The 15,946-nt window shown below is 69.2% G+C and carries 15 protein-coding genes and 1 tRNA gene; 8 read left to right on the forward strand and 8 right to left on the reverse strand.

The window, feature by feature from the left end; all coding sequences use genetic code 11:
* The first annotated feature begins 49 nt into the window (after positions 1-49).
* The gene (locus MRBLWO12_RS18750; RefSeq protein WP_363558233.1) at positions 50-1,066 is read left to right on the forward strand and encodes a LacI family DNA-binding transcriptional regulator; all 1,017 of its coding nucleotides are present in this window, start codon (positions 50-52) and stop codon (positions 1,064-1,066) included.
* Between the two features lie 38 nt (positions 1,067-1,104).
* Positions 1,105-1,836, forward strand: coding sequence for a hypothetical protein (locus MRBLWO12_RS18755; protein ID WP_363558235.1), 732 nt, complete (start codon positions 1,105-1,107; stop codon positions 1,834-1,836).
* Between the two features lie 15 nt (positions 1,837-1,851).
* Here the strand turns inward: MRBLWO12_RS18755 and MRBLWO12_RS18760 are convergent, their stop codons facing one another.
* Positions 1,852-2,850 (reverse strand): diacylglycerol/lipid kinase family protein, encoded by a 999-nt coding sequence (locus tag MRBLWO12_RS18760; RefSeq protein ID WP_363558237.1) that lies wholly within the window; start codon positions 2,848-2,850, stop codon positions 1,852-1,854.
* A 70-nt stretch (positions 2,851-2,920) separates the two neighbouring features.
* On the opposite strand from MRBLWO12_RS18760, the gene MRBLWO12_RS18765 reads away from it, so the two are divergent.
* Positions 2,921-3,460 carry an RNA polymerase sigma factor gene (locus MRBLWO12_RS18765; protein ID WP_363558239.1) on the forward strand — a complete coding sequence of 180 codons (540 nt, stop codon included), beginning with the start codon at positions 2,921-2,923 and terminating at the stop codon, positions 3,458-3,460.
* 34 nt (positions 3,461-3,494) lie between these two features.
* Here the strand turns inward: MRBLWO12_RS18765 and MRBLWO12_RS18770 are convergent, their stop codons facing one another.
* The gene (locus MRBLWO12_RS18770; protein ID WP_363558241.1) at positions 3,495-3,875 is read right to left on the reverse strand and encodes a YybH family protein; all 381 of its coding nucleotides are present in this window, start codon (positions 3,873-3,875) and stop codon (positions 3,495-3,497) included.
* A 137-nt stretch (positions 3,876-4,012) separates the two neighbouring features.
* Between MRBLWO12_RS18770 and serS the strand changes: the two genes are divergently transcribed.
* The 4 genes from serS (at position 4,013) to MRBLWO12_RS18790 (ending at position 7,582) form a co-directional block, all read left to right on the forward strand.
* Positions 4,013-5,335 (forward strand): serine--tRNA ligase, encoded by a 1,323-nt coding sequence (gene serS / locus MRBLWO12_RS18775; protein ID WP_363558243.1) that lies wholly within the window; start codon positions 4,013-4,015, stop codon positions 5,333-5,335.
* Positions 5,332-6,153: an HAD family hydrolase gene (locus tag MRBLWO12_RS18780; RefSeq protein WP_363558245.1), complete on the forward strand. Its 822-nt coding sequence runs from the start codon at positions 5,332-5,334 to the stop codon at positions 6,151-6,153. Before serS ends, MRBLWO12_RS18780 begins: the two co-directional genes overlap by 4 nt.
* Before the next feature lie 43 nt (positions 6,154-6,196).
* Positions 6,197-6,281, forward strand: a tRNA-Ser gene (locus MRBLWO12_RS18785).
* Between the two features lie 50 nt (positions 6,282-6,331).
* Positions 6,332-7,582, forward strand: coding sequence for an LCP family protein (locus MRBLWO12_RS18790; RefSeq protein WP_363558247.1), 1,251 nt, complete (start codon positions 6,332-6,334; stop codon positions 7,580-7,582).
* A 12-nt stretch (positions 7,583-7,594) separates the two neighbouring features.
* On the opposite strand, the gene MRBLWO12_RS18795 is transcribed toward MRBLWO12_RS18790, so the two are convergent.
* Positions 7,595-8,176: a TetR/AcrR family transcriptional regulator gene (locus tag MRBLWO12_RS18795; RefSeq protein WP_363558249.1), complete on the reverse strand. Its 582-nt coding sequence runs from the start codon at positions 8,174-8,176 to the stop codon at positions 7,595-7,597.
* Positions 8,177-8,270: 94 nt separating this feature from the next.
* Between MRBLWO12_RS18795 and MRBLWO12_RS18800 the strand changes: the two genes are divergently transcribed.
* The gene (locus tag MRBLWO12_RS18800; RefSeq protein ID WP_363558251.1) at positions 8,271-10,559 is read left to right on the forward strand and encodes a glycoside hydrolase family 3 C-terminal domain-containing protein; all 2,289 of its coding nucleotides are present in this window, start codon (positions 8,271-8,273) and stop codon (positions 10,557-10,559) included.
* A 170-nt stretch (positions 10,560-10,729) separates the two neighbouring features.
* On the opposite strand, the gene MRBLWO12_RS18805 is transcribed toward MRBLWO12_RS18800, so the two are convergent.
* The 5 genes from MRBLWO12_RS18805 to MRBLWO12_RS18825 are packed head-to-tail and all read right to left on the reverse strand — an operon-like array spanning position 10,730 to position 15,926.
* On the reverse strand, positions 10,730-12,130 hold the full coding sequence (locus MRBLWO12_RS18805) for a rhamnulokinase (RefSeq protein ID WP_363558253.1): 1,401 nt from the start codon (positions 12,128-12,130) through the stop codon (positions 10,730-10,732).
* Entirely contained in the window at positions 12,127-12,264 is a 138-nt protein-coding gene (locus MRBLWO12_RS18810) for a hypothetical protein (RefSeq protein WP_363558255.1), read from the reverse strand. Before MRBLWO12_RS18810 ends, MRBLWO12_RS18805 begins: the two co-directional genes overlap by 4 nt.
* Entirely contained in the window at positions 12,261-14,312 is a 2,052-nt protein-coding gene (locus MRBLWO12_RS18815) for a bifunctional aldolase/short-chain dehydrogenase (protein ID WP_363558257.1), read from the reverse strand. The genes MRBLWO12_RS18810 and MRBLWO12_RS18815 overlap by 4 nt, the downstream gene beginning before the upstream one ends.
* Positions 14,313-14,364: 52 nt before the next feature.
* Positions 14,365-15,531: an L-rhamnose isomerase gene (rhaI, locus tag MRBLWO12_RS18820; protein ID WP_363558259.1), complete on the reverse strand. Its 1,167-nt coding sequence runs from the start codon at positions 15,529-15,531 to the stop codon at positions 14,365-14,367.
* Positions 15,528-15,926, reverse strand: coding sequence for an L-rhamnose mutarotase (locus MRBLWO12_RS18825; RefSeq protein WP_363558261.1), 399 nt, complete (start codon positions 15,924-15,926; stop codon positions 15,528-15,530). Before MRBLWO12_RS18825 ends, rhaI begins: the two co-directional genes overlap by 4 nt.
* Positions 15,927-15,946: the final 20 nt, after the last annotated feature.

Raw genomic sequence — 15,946 nt, forward strand, 5'->3', positions numbered from 1 at the left:
TGTCAACAAAAGCCGTGCCGCTGTGTGCGTGCACATACGATGGGTGCTGATGAGCAGCGAACGCAGACACCGGGCGACGGTCAAGGATGTCGCGACCGAGGCTGGAGTGTCCCGGGGCACGGTGAGCAGGGTCCTCAACGGCCAGCCGTACGTGTCGAGCGAGGCCCGGGCCGCGATCGAGGCCGCCATCGCGAAGGTCGGTTTCGTGCCGAACCGGGCGGCCAGGAGCCTGGTGATGCAGCGCACGCAGGCCATCGGTCTGATCGTGCACGAGCCGCATTCCCTCTTCATCGAAGACCCCAACATCGGTGCGATCCTGCTGGGCGCCAATGCCGCGCTTTCCGAGGCGGACTACCAGCTCTCCTTCCTGATCGCCGATTCGGCACGAGACATCGAGCGCCTCGCCCGCTATCTCACCGGCGGCCTGATCGACGGAGTCATCGTCGTGTCCGCGCGGGAGGGCGACCCGATCACCAAGGCGATCGCACAGCTCGACCTTCCCGCGACCTTCGTCGGACATCCGCACGACATCGGCGATGCGGCCTACGTCGCCATCGACAACCGGGGAGCGGCGCGCGAGATCACACGACGGCTCGCCGCGACCGGTCGCCAGCGCATCGGAATGATCGCCGCCGCGCTGGATCGCGACTCGGGTGCCGACCGCCTGGCAGGGTTCGTCGATGCCAGAGGCAACGACTTCGACCCTCGCCTCGTGCAGCGCGTGCCGTTGTACTCCTACGCCGACGGGCAGGCAGGCATGCGTGCGCTCCTGGAAGCGTGTCCCGACATCGACGGTGTGTTCGCCGCGAGCGACGCCGTGGCGGCGGGAGCGATGGACGTGCTGCAATCGGCGGGGAAGCGCATCCCCGAGGACGTCGGCGTGGTCGGGTTCGACGACAGCTCCTGGGCTCTGCGCTGCGACCCTCCGCTCTCCACCGTGAGGCAGCCGGCGAACGAGCTGGGCCGTGCTGCCGCCGAATCGGTGCTGGCGCAGCTGCGCGGAGAGCAGCCATCGACCGAGAGTCGGATCCTCGAGTGCGCCGTGGTGTGGCGCGAGTCCGCCTGAGGGATGCGCAGACGACACCCCGCCAGTACCCTGGGGGCATGACTTCCCCGCTGCGTGTCCTCACATCTGTCGCCGGTGTCTTCGCGGCGGCGCTGCTCGTCGCCGGTTGCACGGCCGGCCCCGGCTCACAGACCCCGACCAGCTCGCCGGCGCCGAGCGCGGACAGCAACGACGACGCGAATGACATCGAGGGCACGCTGCTCGACGACGGCCGCATGTTCGCCGTCGTCACGTGGGGATCGTCGACCTGCGTGCCGCAGGTCGACGCCGTCTCCGCATCCGGTCAGAACGTGACGGTGACGCTGGTCGAGCCGGAGGGCGACGACGGCGCCGAGAAGGCATGCACCGCTGACATGGCCCCGCGGGCGAGTGTGGGCGCACTGCCCGAGGGTGTCGACCCGACGGCCGACGTGACGCTGCAGGTCACCTACGGCGACATCTCCGAGGACGTCGACCTCGACGGCAACGCGGCCTTCGCCGGCACGCCCGGCTCGTCGACCGAGTACGCGCCGTCGGCCGGGTGGTTCGACGACAGCAGCCTCGTGCTGCTGACCTGGGGCTCGTCGTCGTGCCCCCCGGTGGTGGAGTCGCTGGAGGGTTCAGGCAGCGCGGGAACGGCGACCTTCGTCACTGACGAGGACCAGGTATGCACCATGGACATGGCTCCGCGCGCCACACTGATCAGCTTTGGCGATGACGAGATCGATGACGACGGCTTCACCCTCACCCTCGTCGGCGGTGGACTCGAAGGCGACGTCAAGGTCAGCTGACCTCGCTGCGCGCTTTCAGAATGAGATGATCCGGTGCCCGGCCGGCAAGGCCAGCAGCAGGGCACCGGGATCGACCCGGCAGGTGATGCGGCCGGCCTCGCCGAACTCGTCTCCGTCGAGTTCGATGGGGATCGGAGTCGACGCCGCGGCTTCGGCGGCGATGCCCTGGAAGTAGTGCACCGATGCGTCCTTCCCCCGGCGCTCCAGCACGCGGCGCCCGGCCCTGAACCGGCGCAGCACCGAGTTGTCCCACCAGATCTTGCGCCACACCCCGAGCCAGCCGAGCATCCCGGTCGGCTGGATCACGGCGACGTCGAGCGTGCCGTCCGTGATCGACCCGTCCGGGATCAGCGCGATACCCGCCGGGAGCGTGCCGCAGTTCGCGAACAGGATGCTGTGCACCTTCGTGCTGTGCAGGCGTCCCTCATCGATCTGGTAGACCGCGCGGAAGGGCTTCGCGCCGGCGAGCGACCGTGCAGCGCCGTCGACGTACGCGATCCAGCCGACCGACTTCTTCAGATCAGACCGGGTGTTCGCGATCATGTCGGCATCCAAGCCCATGCCGGCGAGCACCACGAAGGCGTGCTCGGACTCGCTGCCGTCTTCACGGGTGATCTGCGCCCAGCCGATGTCGATGGGGAGCCGATAGTCCCCGAGCGCCGCGCGGATCATCTCCGCGGGGTCGGCGAGGGGCAGGCCGAGGTTGCGGGCGAGGAGGTTGCCCGTGCCGCTGGGCAGGATCGCCAGGGGGACCCCGGTGTTCGCGATGGCCTCGGAGACCGCGCGCACTGTGCCGTCTCCGCCGGCGACGAGCACGACATCCACCCCGCGGGCGAGCGCCTCGGCGGTGGCAGCCTGCCCCGCATCCTCGATCGTCGTGGTGTAGAAGGCGGGATGCTCCCACCCGGCCTCACGGCTCAGATCCCGCACGGCAGCGCGCAGGTGCTTCTCGTCGACCTTGATGGGGTTGTAGACGAGCGCCGCCTGGCGTCGAGCGGAAGTGCGCTTCGTCATGGCGCTACTCTAAACCCGCACCCGACCCCCACCGTTCACGGTCGGCCGGACGCCGCACGAGGAGAGGCAGATGCACGAGGAGACACCGCACGCGGCCGCCGATCAGGGGCGCACGCTGCTCTCGGCGATGATCGCCGACGAGCCGCAGCGGCTTCGACGCCGCAGCATCTCGCTCGGGGTGCCGGTGGATGACGCCGATGATGCGGCGCAGACAGCGCTGATGCGGGCCTGGCGCTCGATCGAGCACCTCGAGATGCCCGAACCGGGGCGCCTGTGCTCGTGGCTCGACGCGATCGCCCGCAACGTCGCCATCGACCTCGCACGGCACCGGGCGCGACACCCGGAGGCCGTGCTCGATGACGCTGCGCCCGACCCGCGCAACGTGGCGGGCGTCGTCGAGATCAGGGTGCTGCTCGACGGAGCGCTCTCGGCGTTGCGTGCCCTGCCGGACTCGCTGCGGACTCCGCTGCTGCTGACAGTGGTGGACGGATTGACGACGGCCGAGGTGGCGGACCGGCTCGGCATCGAGCCCGCAGCCGCGCGGCAGCGGATCTCCCGCGCTCGCAAGGCGATGTCGGCATGCCGGAAGTCGGGAATGGGCGAGGACTGAGGGAGACCGACCGGCCGGCCGGTCTCCCTGCACATCACGCGGTGCCGAAGGGGTTGTCGATCGCGTAGCGCCATCCGTGGGTCTCGTCGTGCACGGCGACATCGGCGGTCGTGCCGGCGAGAGCGATCGGCGAACCGTCGGGAGCGGTGCCGTCGATCGTCCAGTCGGCGACGGCGAGGCCGACCCCGTCGCTCTCGAACACGTGGCGGACGGTCATGACGATCGGCAGGTTCAGACCGAGGAACTGCTCCAGGGCGCCGCGCACCGCGTCCTCGCCGGTGACGGGCTGGCCGGGGGCGGGGACGAAGACGACATCGGGGGTGTTCAGCGCCATCAGCCCGTCGAGGTCACGGGCGTTGAACCGGTCCGCGAATGCCAGGTTCAGCTGGTCGAGGGAGGTGACGGGAGTGCTCATGGGTTTCCTTTCAGAAGGGTCGGCGGGATGACGACCTCTGTGGAGAAAGACGTCGTCGCGACGAAGGTGTGACATCGAGGGTCGATCCGGCTCCCTCCGCCGGGGATTCGCCTCAGGCGGCACCGTAGAATCGATGGATGATCGACCTCGCACTCCTCCGCGAAAACCCGGAGATCGTCCGCCGTTCACAGGCAGCCCGTGGCAACGACCAGGGCTCCGTCGACGTCGCACTCGAGGCCGATCGATCGCGTCGCGCGGCGCTCGCCGCGTTCGAGGAACTGCGGGCAGAGCAGAACGCCTTCGGCAAGCAGGTCGCCAAGGCTCCGAAAGAGGAGAAGGCGGCGCTCGTCGCGCAGGTGAAGGACCTCGCTGAGCGCGTCAAGCTCGCCCAACAGGCTGCCGGAGCGGCGGCGGATGCGGCCGCGGCGGCGCTCGGACGCATCGAGAACGTCGTGATCGACGGTGTTCCCGCAGGGGGCGAGGCGGACTTCGTCGAGCTGCGGCGCGTCGGCGACGTGCCGGCTTTCGACTTCACGCCCCGCGATCACCTCGAGCTGGGAGAGATCCTCGGCGCGATCGACATGGAGCGCGGGGCCAAGGTCTCCGGCGCCCGGTTCTACTTCCTCCGCGGCATCGGAGCGCGCCTCGAGATCGCTCTGATGAACCTCGCGCTCGACAAGGCGCTGCAGAACGGTTTCATCCCGATGATCACGCCGACGCTGGTGCGCCCCGAGATCATGCAGGGGACCGGGTTCCTCGGTGAGCACGCCGACGAGGTCTACCACCTCGACAAGGATGACGACCTGTACCTGGTCGGCACCAGCGAGGTCGCGCTCGCCGGCTATCACAAGGACGAGATCGTCGATCTGTCGGAGGGCGCCCTGCGCTACGCCGGCTGGTCGACCTGCTACCGCCGTGAGGCGGGTTCGCACGGCAAGGACACCCGCGGCATCATCCGCGTGCACCAGTTCAACAAGCTGGAGATGTTCGTCTACATCGACCCCGCCGACGCGGAGGCCGAGCACCTGCGCCTCGTCGCGCTGCAGGAGGAGATGCTGACTTCGCTCGGGCTCGCCTACCGTGTGATCGACGTGGCCGCCGGAGACCTGGGGTCGAGCGCCGCACGCAAGTACGACATCGAGGCCTGGGTTCCGACCCAGGGGGCGTTCCGTGAGCTCACCTCGACCTCCAACTGCACGACCTACCAGGCTCGTCGTCTCGATGTGCGTCACCGCCCGGCCGCTGACGCGTCGACAGGCTCGGCGACCCCGCGTGAGGCGAAGACCCAGCCGGTCGCCACGCTGAACGGCACGCTCGCGACCACGCGTTGGATCGTCGCCCTGCTCGAGACGCATCAGCAGGCGGACGGCTCGGTGCGTGTTCCCGAAGTGCTGCGCCCGTACCTCGGCGGACTCGAAGTGATCGAACCGGCGAATCGACCGGCACAGGGGTCCAGATGACCGCTCCGTGGTTGGTCGGGCTCGACGTCGACGGCACGATCCTGCTGCAGGACGAGACGATGAGCCCCGGTGTGCCCGAGGCCGTCGCCCGCGTGCGCGATGCCGGTCATGAAGTGACGATCGCGACCGGACGCAGTTGGATGGCCACCCGGCGCTACGTCGAGGAGCTCGGTCTGACGGCGGAGTACGTCGTGTGCTCCAACGGTGCCGTCACCATGCGGCGGGTGGGCGATGAGTGGGAGCGCTGGAACGTCGAGACCTTCGACCCGTCCCCGGTGCTCGCGCTGCTGCGCGACCGTCTTCCCGAGGCCCGCTACATGGTGGAGCTCGCTTCGGGGCAGCGTCTGTACACCGAGCAGCTCGATGACTGGACGCTCGACGGTGGTCGCCGCGTGAGCTTCGACGAACTCGCCGCGGAGCCGGTCTCGCGCGTCGTGGTCGTCTCACCGGGGCACGACGAGGAGGACTTCCACCGCTTGGTCGCCGATGCCGGCCTCAACGAGGTCTCCTACGCGATCGGCTGGACCGCATGGCTCGACATCGCCCCGCAGGGGGTCGACAAGGGGACGGCGCTGGAGCAGGTGCGGGCCGAACTCGGCCTGGCGGAGGACCGGGTCCTCGTCGCCGGTGACGGGCGCAACGACATCGGGATGTTCGGCTGGGCGCGGGCGCTCGGCGGACGCGCGGTGGCGATGGGACAGGCGCCCGACGTGGTGAAGGATGCCGCCACCGAGGTCACCGGCGATGTCGCCGATGGAGGCCTCGCCGTGGCGCTGGACACGCTTCCAGCACCCGCTCAGGTGAGCGCGGGACAATAGAACTCGGCTAGACTCACGCCTTGTCGACAGATGCGTCTGTCGAGGAGGGTTGTCCGAGCGGCCGATGGAGCTGGTCTTGAAAACCAGTGGGCAGAGATGTCTCGTGGGTTCGAATCCCACACCCTCCGCATTCTGAGCACGGTGACCCCGCACCGCACGCTGATCCGAAAGGCCCCGAGTGAGCGAATCCACCCGACGCCGTCGCACCATCGCGCGGCACGGCCAGCTCCGCACGCCCGGACCGGTCAGCCAGCTGCTCCAGTTCATCGCGATCGGCCTCGCGGTCGTCCTCGTCAGCGGTGTCAGCGTGGCGGCGTACATCGCTTACGACTTCTCGAGCACCGTCGCGGCGAACGCCGTCGACCTCGATGGGCAGGAAGCCGTTCCGCCGAACATCGGCGAGTACGAGGGCGGATTCAACCTGGTCCTCGCGGGTGTCGACACCTGCGAGGAGGACTACGCCGCCCTCTTCGGCGAGCGGTGCAGCGGCAGTGATTCCGAGGGCTCGCTCAACGATGTGAATCTGCTGGTGCATGTCTCCGAGGAACCGCGCCGGATCACCGTCGTCAGCTTCCCCCGCGACCTCATGATCCCGATCCCGGAGTGCACCGACGATGAGGGCAACGTCCACTCCGCGATGAGCAAGCAGCCGCTCAACGTGGCGTACACCGACGGTGGTCTCAACTGTGTCGTGCAGACCATCTCGCAGCTCAGCGGCCAAGAGGTGCAGTTCGCGGCATCCGTCACATTCGGCGGCGTGATCGAGATCACCAACGCGATCGGCGGTGTCGACGTCTGCCTGGCGAACCCGATCAGGGACCGGTACACGGGTCTCGACCTGGCCGCGGGAAACCACACGGTCGAGGGCCTGCAGGCGCTCCAGTTCCTGCGCACGCGTCACGGCGTCGGCGACGGCAGCGACCTGGGTCGCATCGGCAACCAGCAGCAGTACATGTCGAGCCTGGCGCGCAAGCTGATCAGCGGCGAGGTGCTGGGCAACGTGCCCGTCATGCTCAAGCTGGCCAACACGGCGCTCAGCAACCTCGAGACGAGCACGTCGCTCGCCAACAACCCGATGACCATCGTTCAGATCGCTCTCGCGGTCAAGGAGATCCCGTTCGAGGACATCGTCTTCGTCCAGTACCCGACCGGTGCGGACTACGCCGACCCGAACAAGGTCGTTCCGAACACCGAAGCGGCTGCTGCGCTCTGGGATGCGATCGAGGCCAACGCGCAACTGCAGATCACCCACGAGAACACCAGCAACGACGGTGTGGTCGTCGAGGAGCCGACGGCTCCCGCGGAGGAGCCGACGGAAGAGGTGACGCCGGATCCCACGGCGACTCCCGACAACGTCGTGGCACTTCCCAACACGATCAAGGGCAACTCGGCTGCGCAGCAGACCTGCTCGAACGGCAACGTCCGCTAAGCCGCTCGGCGGTCAGCTCGGGGGCGCGGGCGGATAGAGCGCGCCGATCAGGGCCTCCATGATCGCCGGCATGTCGACGGTCGGGTCGATCATCCACTGCAACTGCAGGCCGTCGGATGCCGCCTGGATCACGCGCGCGAGAGTATCGGGGTCGAGCGCGGGCCGCCCGTGGCCGCCGGGGCCGAAACTCCCCGCGAAGGTCTCACGCAGGCGCTCGCTGCGGTCGAGGAAATACTGGTGGGCGGGATGCTCGGGGTCGGCGGCGTCGACCGACAGTCGGGAGAAGAGGGCCACGAGGCCGGGGACCTGGGTGTTGTGGCGGATGACGTCGATGAAGCCGGCTCTGGCGTCGTCGGGGTCGAGGAACGCGGGGTTCAGCCCGTCGTGCTCATCTCGCTTGCGCAGCACCTCGGTGAACAGCTCCTCCTTCGAACCGAAGTAGTGCAGCAGTGCGGCGGGGGTCACCCCGACGACCTCGGCGATCTCCTTGAGGGAGGCGTTCTGGTATCCCTTGCGCCCGATCACGTCGAGGGCGCTCTCGAGGATCTCCTCGCGTCGAGCGACGCCTTTCGCGTATGAGCCACGTCGTGCCATGTCTCGAGACTAATCCTGAACACCGTTTGAAATCTAATACTGAAGCGCATATAGTTTTCGCAGAGACACCGCCGTCGCCCGCGAAAGGAAGACCATGACCGACATCTCGGCATCCGATCTGACCCTCGAGGAGAAGGCGTCGCTCACCAGCGGCGCGGACTTCTGGACCACCAAGGCCGTGGAGCGGGCGGGTATCCCGTCGGTGATGATGACCGACGGTCCGCACGGACTGCGCAAGCAGGCCGGCGGCACCGACCACCTGGGGCTCGCCAGCAGCGTCCCGGCCACGTGTTTCCCGCCGGCCGTCGGCATCGGCTCGTCGTTCGACCCCGAGCTCATCGCGCGCGTCGGCGCCGCGATCGGTGTGGAGGCCGCGATCGAAGACGTCGCCGTGGTGCTCGGCCCCGGCATCAACATCAAGCGCTCGCCGCTGTGCGGACGCAACTTCGAGTACTTCTCGGAAGATCCCCTCGTCTCCGGTATCCTCGGCGCCGCATCCGTGCGCGGGGTGCAGTCGCAGGGCGTGGGTACCTCGCTCAAGCACTTCGCCGCGAACAACCAGGAGTTCGACCGCATGCGCGCGAGCTCCGACGTCGATCCTCGCCCGCTGCGCGAGATCTACCTGCGCGGTTTCGAACGCGTCGTGAAGGATGCATCGCCGTGGACGGTCATGTGCTCGTACAACAAGCTCAACGGGGTGTGGACCTCGGAGGACCCGTGGCTGCTCACCAGCGTGCTGCGCGACGACTGGGGCTTCGACGGTCTCGTGGTCTCGGACTGGGGCGCCGTGAACGACCGTGTCACCGGCGTCGCAGCCGGCCTCGACCTGGAGATGCCCGCATCGGGCGGCCGGACCGACGCCCAGCTGGTGGATGCCGTGCGCGCCGGGACTCTCGCCGAGAGCGTGCTCGACACCGCCGCCGCCCGGGCGATCGACCTGGTGCGCAAGGCGGGGGAGCGCCCGGCCGTGACCGGCCCGCTCGACGTGGACGCGCACCATGCCCTCGCCCGTGAGGCAGCCGGCCGCTCGATCGTGCTGCTGAAGAACGACGGGGGAGTGCTGCCCTTGGCCGCGACGCAGAAGGTCGCCGTGATCGGGGCCTTCGCGACCGAGCCGCGGTTCCAGGGCGCCGGTTCCTCGCTCATCAACCCGACCAGGGTGGATGCCGCGCTCGACGAACTGCGTGCGGTCGGCGGCGACAATGTCACGTACGCGGCGGGCTTCGCAGTCGCAGGGGGTGCCGTCGCCGCATCGGGACGCAGCGCCGATGAACTGCGTGACGAGGCCGTGGCCGTGGCTGCCGCCGCCGAGGTCGCGGTCGTGCTGCTGGGCCTGCCCGCCGCCGAGGAATCCGAGGGCTTCGACCGTGAGCACATCGATCTGCCCGCCGAACAGCTCGCACTGCTGGATGCCGTGATCGCGGCCAACCCGCGCACGGTGGTCGTGCTGTCCAACGGTGGCGTGGTCGCCCTGCCGTTCGCCGATCGGGTGCCGGCGATCGTGGAGACCTGGCTGCTCGGTCAGGCCGGAGGTGGCGCGGTCGCCGATGTGCTCTACGGTGCCGTGAACCCCTCGGGCAAGCTGGCCGAGACTGTTCCGGTGCGCCTGGAGGACAACCCGTCCTTCGGAAACTTCCCCGGCGAGTTCGGGCACGTCCGCTACGGCGAGGGACTGCTGGTCGGTTACCGCTGGTACGACGCCAAGGGCCTCGAGGTGACATACCCGTTCGGGCACGGACTCTCGTACACGACGTTCGAGTACGGTGCAGCCTCGGCATCGGTCGCGGCGGATGGCGATATCGTCGTGAGGGTCGACCTGACCAACACCGGCGACCGTGACGGTCGCGAGGTCGTGCAGGTCTACGTCGCCCCGGCGCAGTCGATCGTGCAGCGCGCCCCGCGTGAGCTCAAGGCGTTCTCGTCTGTCGCGCTCGCCGCAGGGGAGACCCGCACGATCGAGCTGGTCGTGCGCCGCGAAGACCTGGCGTACTGGGATGTGCGCGTCGACCGCTGGGTCGTCGAGGGCGGCGAGTACGCGGTCGAGGTGGCGGCGTCGAGCCGCGACATCCGCTCATCCGTCACTGTCGAGGTCGCGGGTGACGACGTGCAGCAGGACCTGACGATGAACTCCTCGGTCGGTGACGTGCTCGCCCACCCGGTCGCCGGCCCCATCGTGATGGGCGCACTCGGCGGCTTCATGAGCGAGCTCAGTGGAGCAGATTCGGCGGCGGCATCCATGGTGCCGAACGACGACGCGATGCAGAAGATGATGGCGTCGTTCCCGATCGGGCGCCTCGTCGGCTTCCCGGGTGTCGCGGTGACCTACGAGCAGGTCGAGCAGCTGATCGCCGCCGCGAACGCAGGAGTCGTGCCGGCGCAGTAGCCCGTCATGCCGCGTCGAGACCCGCACCGTGCCACGCGCGCCGAGACCCACCGCGCGCGCCGAGACCCACCACGCCGAGCGTCGGGGGCGGTGGGTCTCGGCAGGCGCGGTGGGTCTCGAGGAACCGGGCGCCGGGTCAGCAGCGGTACCCGTGCGGTGTCGGGGCCGGGTCAGGCGCGAGGGGCGAAGCGCTCCGGCTCGTGCGTCGCGGCGACGAGGGCGCGCAGCTCCTCGAGCGACGAGGGTGCGGCGCCCAGGGCCCGGGCCTGCACGAGCACGTTGCCCAACGCGGTGGCCTCGACCGGACCGGCCAGCACGGGCAGATCGGTGCGGTCCGCCGTGGCCTGGCAGAGCAGGCGGTTGAGCGAGCCTCCGCCGACGAGGTGGATGCTGTCGAGCTCACGACCGGACAGAGCGGAGGCGGTCTGCACGGCCTGAGCGAACGCGGTCGCGATCGACTCCACGATCGACCGGGCGAACGCCGGGCGCGATGCGGGCGCGTCCGGACCGAGCAAAGCCGCGATGCGCGCGGGCATGTCGCCGGGCGCGCTGAGGCTGGGGTCGTTCGCATCGAACAGTGGCACGTCGTCGGTGACGGCGGATGCCGCGGCGAGGAGCGCAGGCAGGTCGATCGCCGTGCCGTCCTCTGCTTCCCACGTCCGCACGGTCTCGCTGAGCAGCCAGAGCCCGGTGACGTTGTGCAGGAAACGGTAGCGCCGGTCGACGCCGAGCTCATGTGTGAAGTTGGCCTCGCGCGCAGCATCCGTGAGCACCGGCTCGGTGAGCTCGATGCCGACCAGCCCCCAGGTGCCGCAGGAGATGTACGCCGAGTGCGGTGTCGACAGGGGAGCGGCGACCACCGCGGACGCCGTGTCGTGCGAGCCGACCGCGATCACCGGCAGATCCTTGCCGATGCGTGCGGCGAGCTCGGGGCGCAGGCGGCCGATGGTCTCGCCGGGGTCGATGAGCGTGGGCAGGATGCGCGACGGGATGCCGAGGCGGTCCGCCAGCGCCGTGTCCCAGTCGCCGTCCGTGACACCGAGCAGGCCGGTGGTCGAGGCGTTCGTGCGTTCTGCGACGGCGGTGCCCGTGAGCAGGAAAGCGATGAGGTCGGGGATCAGCAGCGCGCTGTCTGCCGCGGCGAGGTGCACGTCGACCCGGTACTGGTACAGCGTGTTGAACGGCAGGAACTGCAGTCCGTTGCGGGCGTAGAGCTCGGCGGAGGGCGCGATCTCATGTACCTCTGCGACACCGCGGACCGTGCGCTCGTCGCGGTAGTGGAACGGCTCGGCGAGGAGTTCGCCGCCCCTCACCAGGCCGTAGTCGACGGCCCACGAGTCGATGCCGATGCTCTGGATGTCGGGTTCACGGCGCACCGCCTCGGCGAGGCCGTCGAGCACGTGCTCGTACAGCGCGCCGAAGTCCCAGTGCAGGCCGTCCGCGCGCTCGACTGGACCGTTCGGGAAGCGCGAGACGAGCTCCAGGTCGAGCCCCCCATCGCCGATGCGCCCGATCATGACCCGTCCGCTGGTCGCACCGAGGTCGACCGCGGCGACAGCGTGCCGGGTCATGCGCGCGCCGCGTCGGTCGTCGAGTGCACGGCATCCGCGCGAGTGCACGGGTTCGCGACGTCGGCAGGGCGTGCAGTCGACAGCATCCCGTGCACTCGACGGCGCTCCACGCGCCGGCGGGAGGAGATGCTCATCGCAGGAACGCGGCGGCCACGCCGGAGTCGACCGGGATGTGCAGGCCCGTCGTGCGGCTGAGCTCGGGGCCGGTGAGCACGTACACGGCATCCGCGACGTTCTCGGGCACGACCTCGCGCTTGAGGATCGTGCGGTTGGCGTAGAACTGGCCAAGGTCTTCTTCGGCGACGCCGTAGGTCGCGGCGCGGTTCGCACCCCAGCCAGAGGCGAAGATGCCGGAGCCGCGCACGACGCCGTCGGGGTTGATGCCGTTGACGCGGATGCCGAACTCGCCGAGCTCGACCGCGAGCAGACGCACCTGGTGCGCCTGGTCGGCCTTGGTCGCGGAGTACGCGATGTTGTTCGGACCGGCGAAGACCGAGTTCTTCGACGAGATGTAGATGATGTCTCCGCCGAGCTTCTGGTCGATCAGCACGCGGGCGGCGGCCTTCGACACCAGGAACGAGCCCTTCGCCATGACGTCGTGCTGCAGGTCCCAGTCCTTCTCGGTGGTCTCCAGCAGCGGCTTCGACAGTGACAGTCCGGCGTTGTTGACGACGAGGTCCACGCCGCCGAACGCCAGCACCGCGTCGTTCAGTGCTGCCTGGATCGCGTCGGCATCTGCCACGTTCGCCGCGACGCCGATCGCGACGTCGGTGTTGCCGAGCTCGGCCGCCGCAGCCTGGGCCTTCTCGAGATCGAGGTCGGCGATCACGACGCAGGCGCCTTCGGCCGCGAGACGCGTGGCGATGGCCTTGCCGATGCCGGAGGCGGCACCGGTCACGAACGCGATGCGTCCCTGGTGCGACTTCGGCTTCGGCATGCGCTGCAGCTTGGCCTCTTCCAGCGCCCAGTACTCGATGCGGAACTTCTCGGCGTCGGAGATGGGGGAGTACGTCGAGAGCGACTCGGCGCCGCGCATCACGTTGATCGCGTTGACGTAGAACTCGCCGGCCACGCGGGCGGTCTGCTTGTTCGCCCCGTACGAGAACATGCCGACGCCAGGCACCAGCACGATCAGCGGGTCGGCGCCGCGGATGGCGGGGGACTCGGCGGTCGCATGCGCGTCGTAGTACGCCTGGTAGTCGGCGCGGTACTCGGCGTGCAGCTCGTGCAGGCGGGCGATCTGCTCCTCGGCGGTCGCGGTGGCCGGGAGGTCGAGGATCAGCGGCTTGACCTTGGTGCGCAGGAAGTGGTCGGGGCAGCTGGTGCCGAGGGCAGCGAGCTCGGGGGCGCGCTCCGAGGCGAGGAAGTCGAGCACGACCTCGGCGTCGGTGAAGTGTCCGACCTGCGGCTTGTCGGTCGAAGCGATGCCGCGGATGGTGCCGGCCAGGGCGGCCGCGCGCTCACGGCGCTCGGCCGCCGGAAGAGCCTCAAAACCGGTGCGCACGCCGCCGAAGGGAGCGGGCTTGCCGTTCGCCTCGATGTACGCGGCCGCGGTGTCGATGATCCACAGCGAGTGGGACTCGGCCTCCTCCGACGTGTCGCCCCAGGCTGTGATGCCGTGGCCGCCCAGGATGCAGCCGATCGCCTGGGGGTTCTTCTCCTTGATGGCGGCGATGTCCAGTCCGAGCTGGAAGCCGGGGCGGCGCCACGGCACCCACACGACACGCTGCCCACCAGCGCCGTCGCCGAAGATCTTCGAGGTCAGCGCCTCGCCGTCTGCCGCGGTCGCGATCGCGATGCCGGAGTCCGGGTGCAGGTGGTCGACGTGCGCAGCATCCACGAGGCCGTGCATCGCGGTGTCGATCGACGGAGCGGCCCCGCCCTTGCCGTGCAGGCAGTAGTCGAACGCCGCGACCATCTCGTCCTCGCGGTCGAGGCCCGGGTACACGTCGACGAGTGCGCGCATGCGGTCCAGGCGCAGCGCCGCGAGGCCCTGTTCGGTGAGCGTGCCCAGGTCGCCGCCCGAGCCCTTGACCCACAGCAGCTCGACCGGCTGTCCGGTCACCGGGTCGGTCTCGGTGCCTTTCGCGGAGGTGTTGCCGCCCGCGTAGTTGGTGTTCTTCGGGTCAGCGCCCAGGCGGTTGCTGCGCGCGATCAGCGCGGCGGCGGTCGGGTTCGTCATCAGAGTCGTGTCCTTGGTTCGAAGTCGCGAGAGGTGTCGAGAGGAGGAGCGCTCAGGCGCCCCAGCCGGCCTGCACGCCGCCCACGCGGTCGGCGGCGATCTGCTGCTGGTATCCGGATGCCGCGTACGCCGCCATCGGATCGCCCGCGAGCCCGCGCGACTCGCGCCATTCGGCGAGTGCCGGGCGCACATCGGTGTAGAACGCGTCCATGAAGACGGCGTTGGCGGCCAGTACATCCCCCGACTTCTGTGCGGCGGCCAGAGCGTCGCGATCGACGATCAACGCGCGGGCCGTCATCTCCTGCACATTCAGCACGGAGCGGATCTGGCCGGGGATCTTGTCCTCGACGTTGTGGCACTGGTCGAGCATGAAGGCGACGTCGGGGTTGTTCAGCCCGCCGCCGCGCACGACCTCGAACAGGATGCGGAACAGCTGGAACGGGTCTGCCGCGCCGACGATCAGGTCGTCGTCGGCGTAGAAGCGCGAGTTGAAGTCGAAGGAGCCGAGCTTGCCGAGGCGCAGCAGCTGCATGACGATGAACTCGATGTTGGTGCCGGGGGCGTGGTGGCCGGTGTCGAGGCAGACCATGGCCTTGTCGCCGAGCGAGCTCACCTGCGCGTACGAGGTTCCCCAGTCCGGAACGTCGGTGTGGTAGAACGCGGGCTCGAAGAACTTGTACTCGAGCACCAGGCGCTGGTCGTCGCCGAGGCGAGCGTAGATCTGCTGCAGCGACTCCTGCAGGCGGTCCTGACGGCCGCGGAGGTCGGCCTGGCCGGGGTAGTTCGACCCCTCGGCCAACCAGATCTTGAGGTCGCGACTGCCGGTCGCGTCCATCACGTCGATGCAGGCGAGGTGGTGGTCGATCGCCTTCTGGCGGATGGCCGCGTCTTCGTGCGTCAGTGCGCCGAACTTGTAGTCGTCGTCCTGGAAGGTGTTGGAGTTCACCGTGCCGAGCGCGACGCCCAGGTCCTCGGCGTGCGTGCGCAGGTCGGAGTAGGAGTCGACCACATCCCACGGGATGTGCAGGGCGACAGACGGGGCGAGCGCCGTGTACTTGTGCACCTGGGCGGCGTCGGCGATCTTCTCCCACGGGTCGCGCGGCGTGCCCGGCGTGCCGAAGACCTTGAAGCGGGTGCCGGAGTTGCCGAACGCCCAGCTGGGGAGTTCGATGCCCTGCTGCTCGAGAGCGGAGAGGTGTTCGGGGGAGAGGATGCTCACGATGCGCTGCCTTCTGAGTCGTTGCGGGGTGCGGAGTCGTTGTCGGATGCTGCGTGCTCGCCGCTGGCTGCGAGCTGGTCTTCGAGGTGGAACACCTCGGAGAGCGGAGTGGCGGCCTGGTCGGGGCGGCCATCGAGCCCGTCGAAGAAGCGGCTCATCTCGGCTTCCCAACGAGCGGCGACGGGGGATGCCGCGAGATAGGCCTGGGCAGCGGCGTCGTCATCGGTCTCGTAGTAGCCGATGAGCGTGCCGTGGGCGCCGAGGAAGAGCGAGTAGTTGCGGCGGCCGGCGGTGGCGATCTCCGCCAGCATCTCCGGCCACACCGGTGAGTGCCGGGCGAGGTACTCGTCGAGCAGCTCGGGGCGCACCTGGAGCTGGAAGGCGACGCGGGTCATGTCACATCTCCGTTGAAGGA

The sequence above is a fragment of the Microbacterium sp. LWO12-1.2 genome (genome assembly GCF_040675875.1).
GTDB lineage: Bacteria > Actinomycetota > Actinomycetes > Actinomycetales > Microbacteriaceae > Microbacterium.

Bases quoted from the DNA above. Each gene is read 5' to 3' on its own strand.
- MRBLWO12_RS18825 (WP_363558261.1), bottom strand. From the start codon at position 15,926: ATGACCCGCGTCGCCTTCCAGCTCCAGGTGCGCCCCGAGCTGCTCGAC.
- MRBLWO12_RS18750 (WP_363558233.1), top strand. From the start codon at position 50: ATGAGCAGCGAACGCAGACACCGGGCGACGGTCAAGGATGTCGCGACC.
- MRBLWO12_RS18805 (WP_363558253.1), bottom strand. From the start codon at position 12,130: ATGACCCGGCACGCTGTCGCCGCGGTCGACCTCGGTGCGACCAGCGGA.
- MRBLWO12_RS18760 (WP_363558237.1), bottom strand. From the start codon at position 2,850: ATGACGAAGCGCACTTCCGCTCGACGCCAGGCGGCGCTCGTCTACAAC.
- MRBLWO12_RS18795 (WP_363558249.1), bottom strand. From the start codon at position 8,176: ATGGCACGACGTGGCTCATACGCGAAAGGCGTCGCTCGACGCGAGGAG.
- MRBLWO12_RS18810 (WP_363558255.1), bottom strand. From the start codon at position 12,264: ATGAGCATCTCCTCCCGCCGGCGCGTGGAGCGCCGTCGAGTGCACGGG.
- MRBLWO12_RS18780 (WP_363558245.1), top strand. From the start codon at position 5,332: ATGACCGCTCCGTGGTTGGTCGGGCTCGACGTCGACGGCACGATCCTG.
- MRBLWO12_RS18755 (WP_363558235.1), top strand. From the start codon at position 1,105: ATGACTTCCCCGCTGCGTGTCCTCACATCTGTCGCCGGTGTCTTCGCG.
- serS (WP_363558243.1), top strand. From the start codon at position 4,013: ATGATCGACCTCGCACTCCTCCGCGAAAACCCGGAGATCGTCCGCCGT.
- MRBLWO12_RS18815 (WP_363558257.1), bottom strand. From the start codon at position 14,312: ATGACGAACCCGACCGCCGCCGCGCTGATCGCGCGCAGCAACCGCCTG.
- MRBLWO12_RS18800 (WP_363558251.1), top strand. From the start codon at position 8,271: ATGACCGACATCTCGGCATCCGATCTGACCCTCGAGGAGAAGGCGTCG.
- MRBLWO12_RS18770 (WP_363558241.1), bottom strand. From the start codon at position 3,875: ATGAGCACTCCCGTCACCTCCCTCGACCAGCTGAACCTGGCATTCGCG.
- MRBLWO12_RS18765 (WP_363558239.1), top strand. From the start codon at position 2,921: ATGCACGAGGAGACACCGCACGCGGCCGCCGATCAGGGGCGCACGCTG.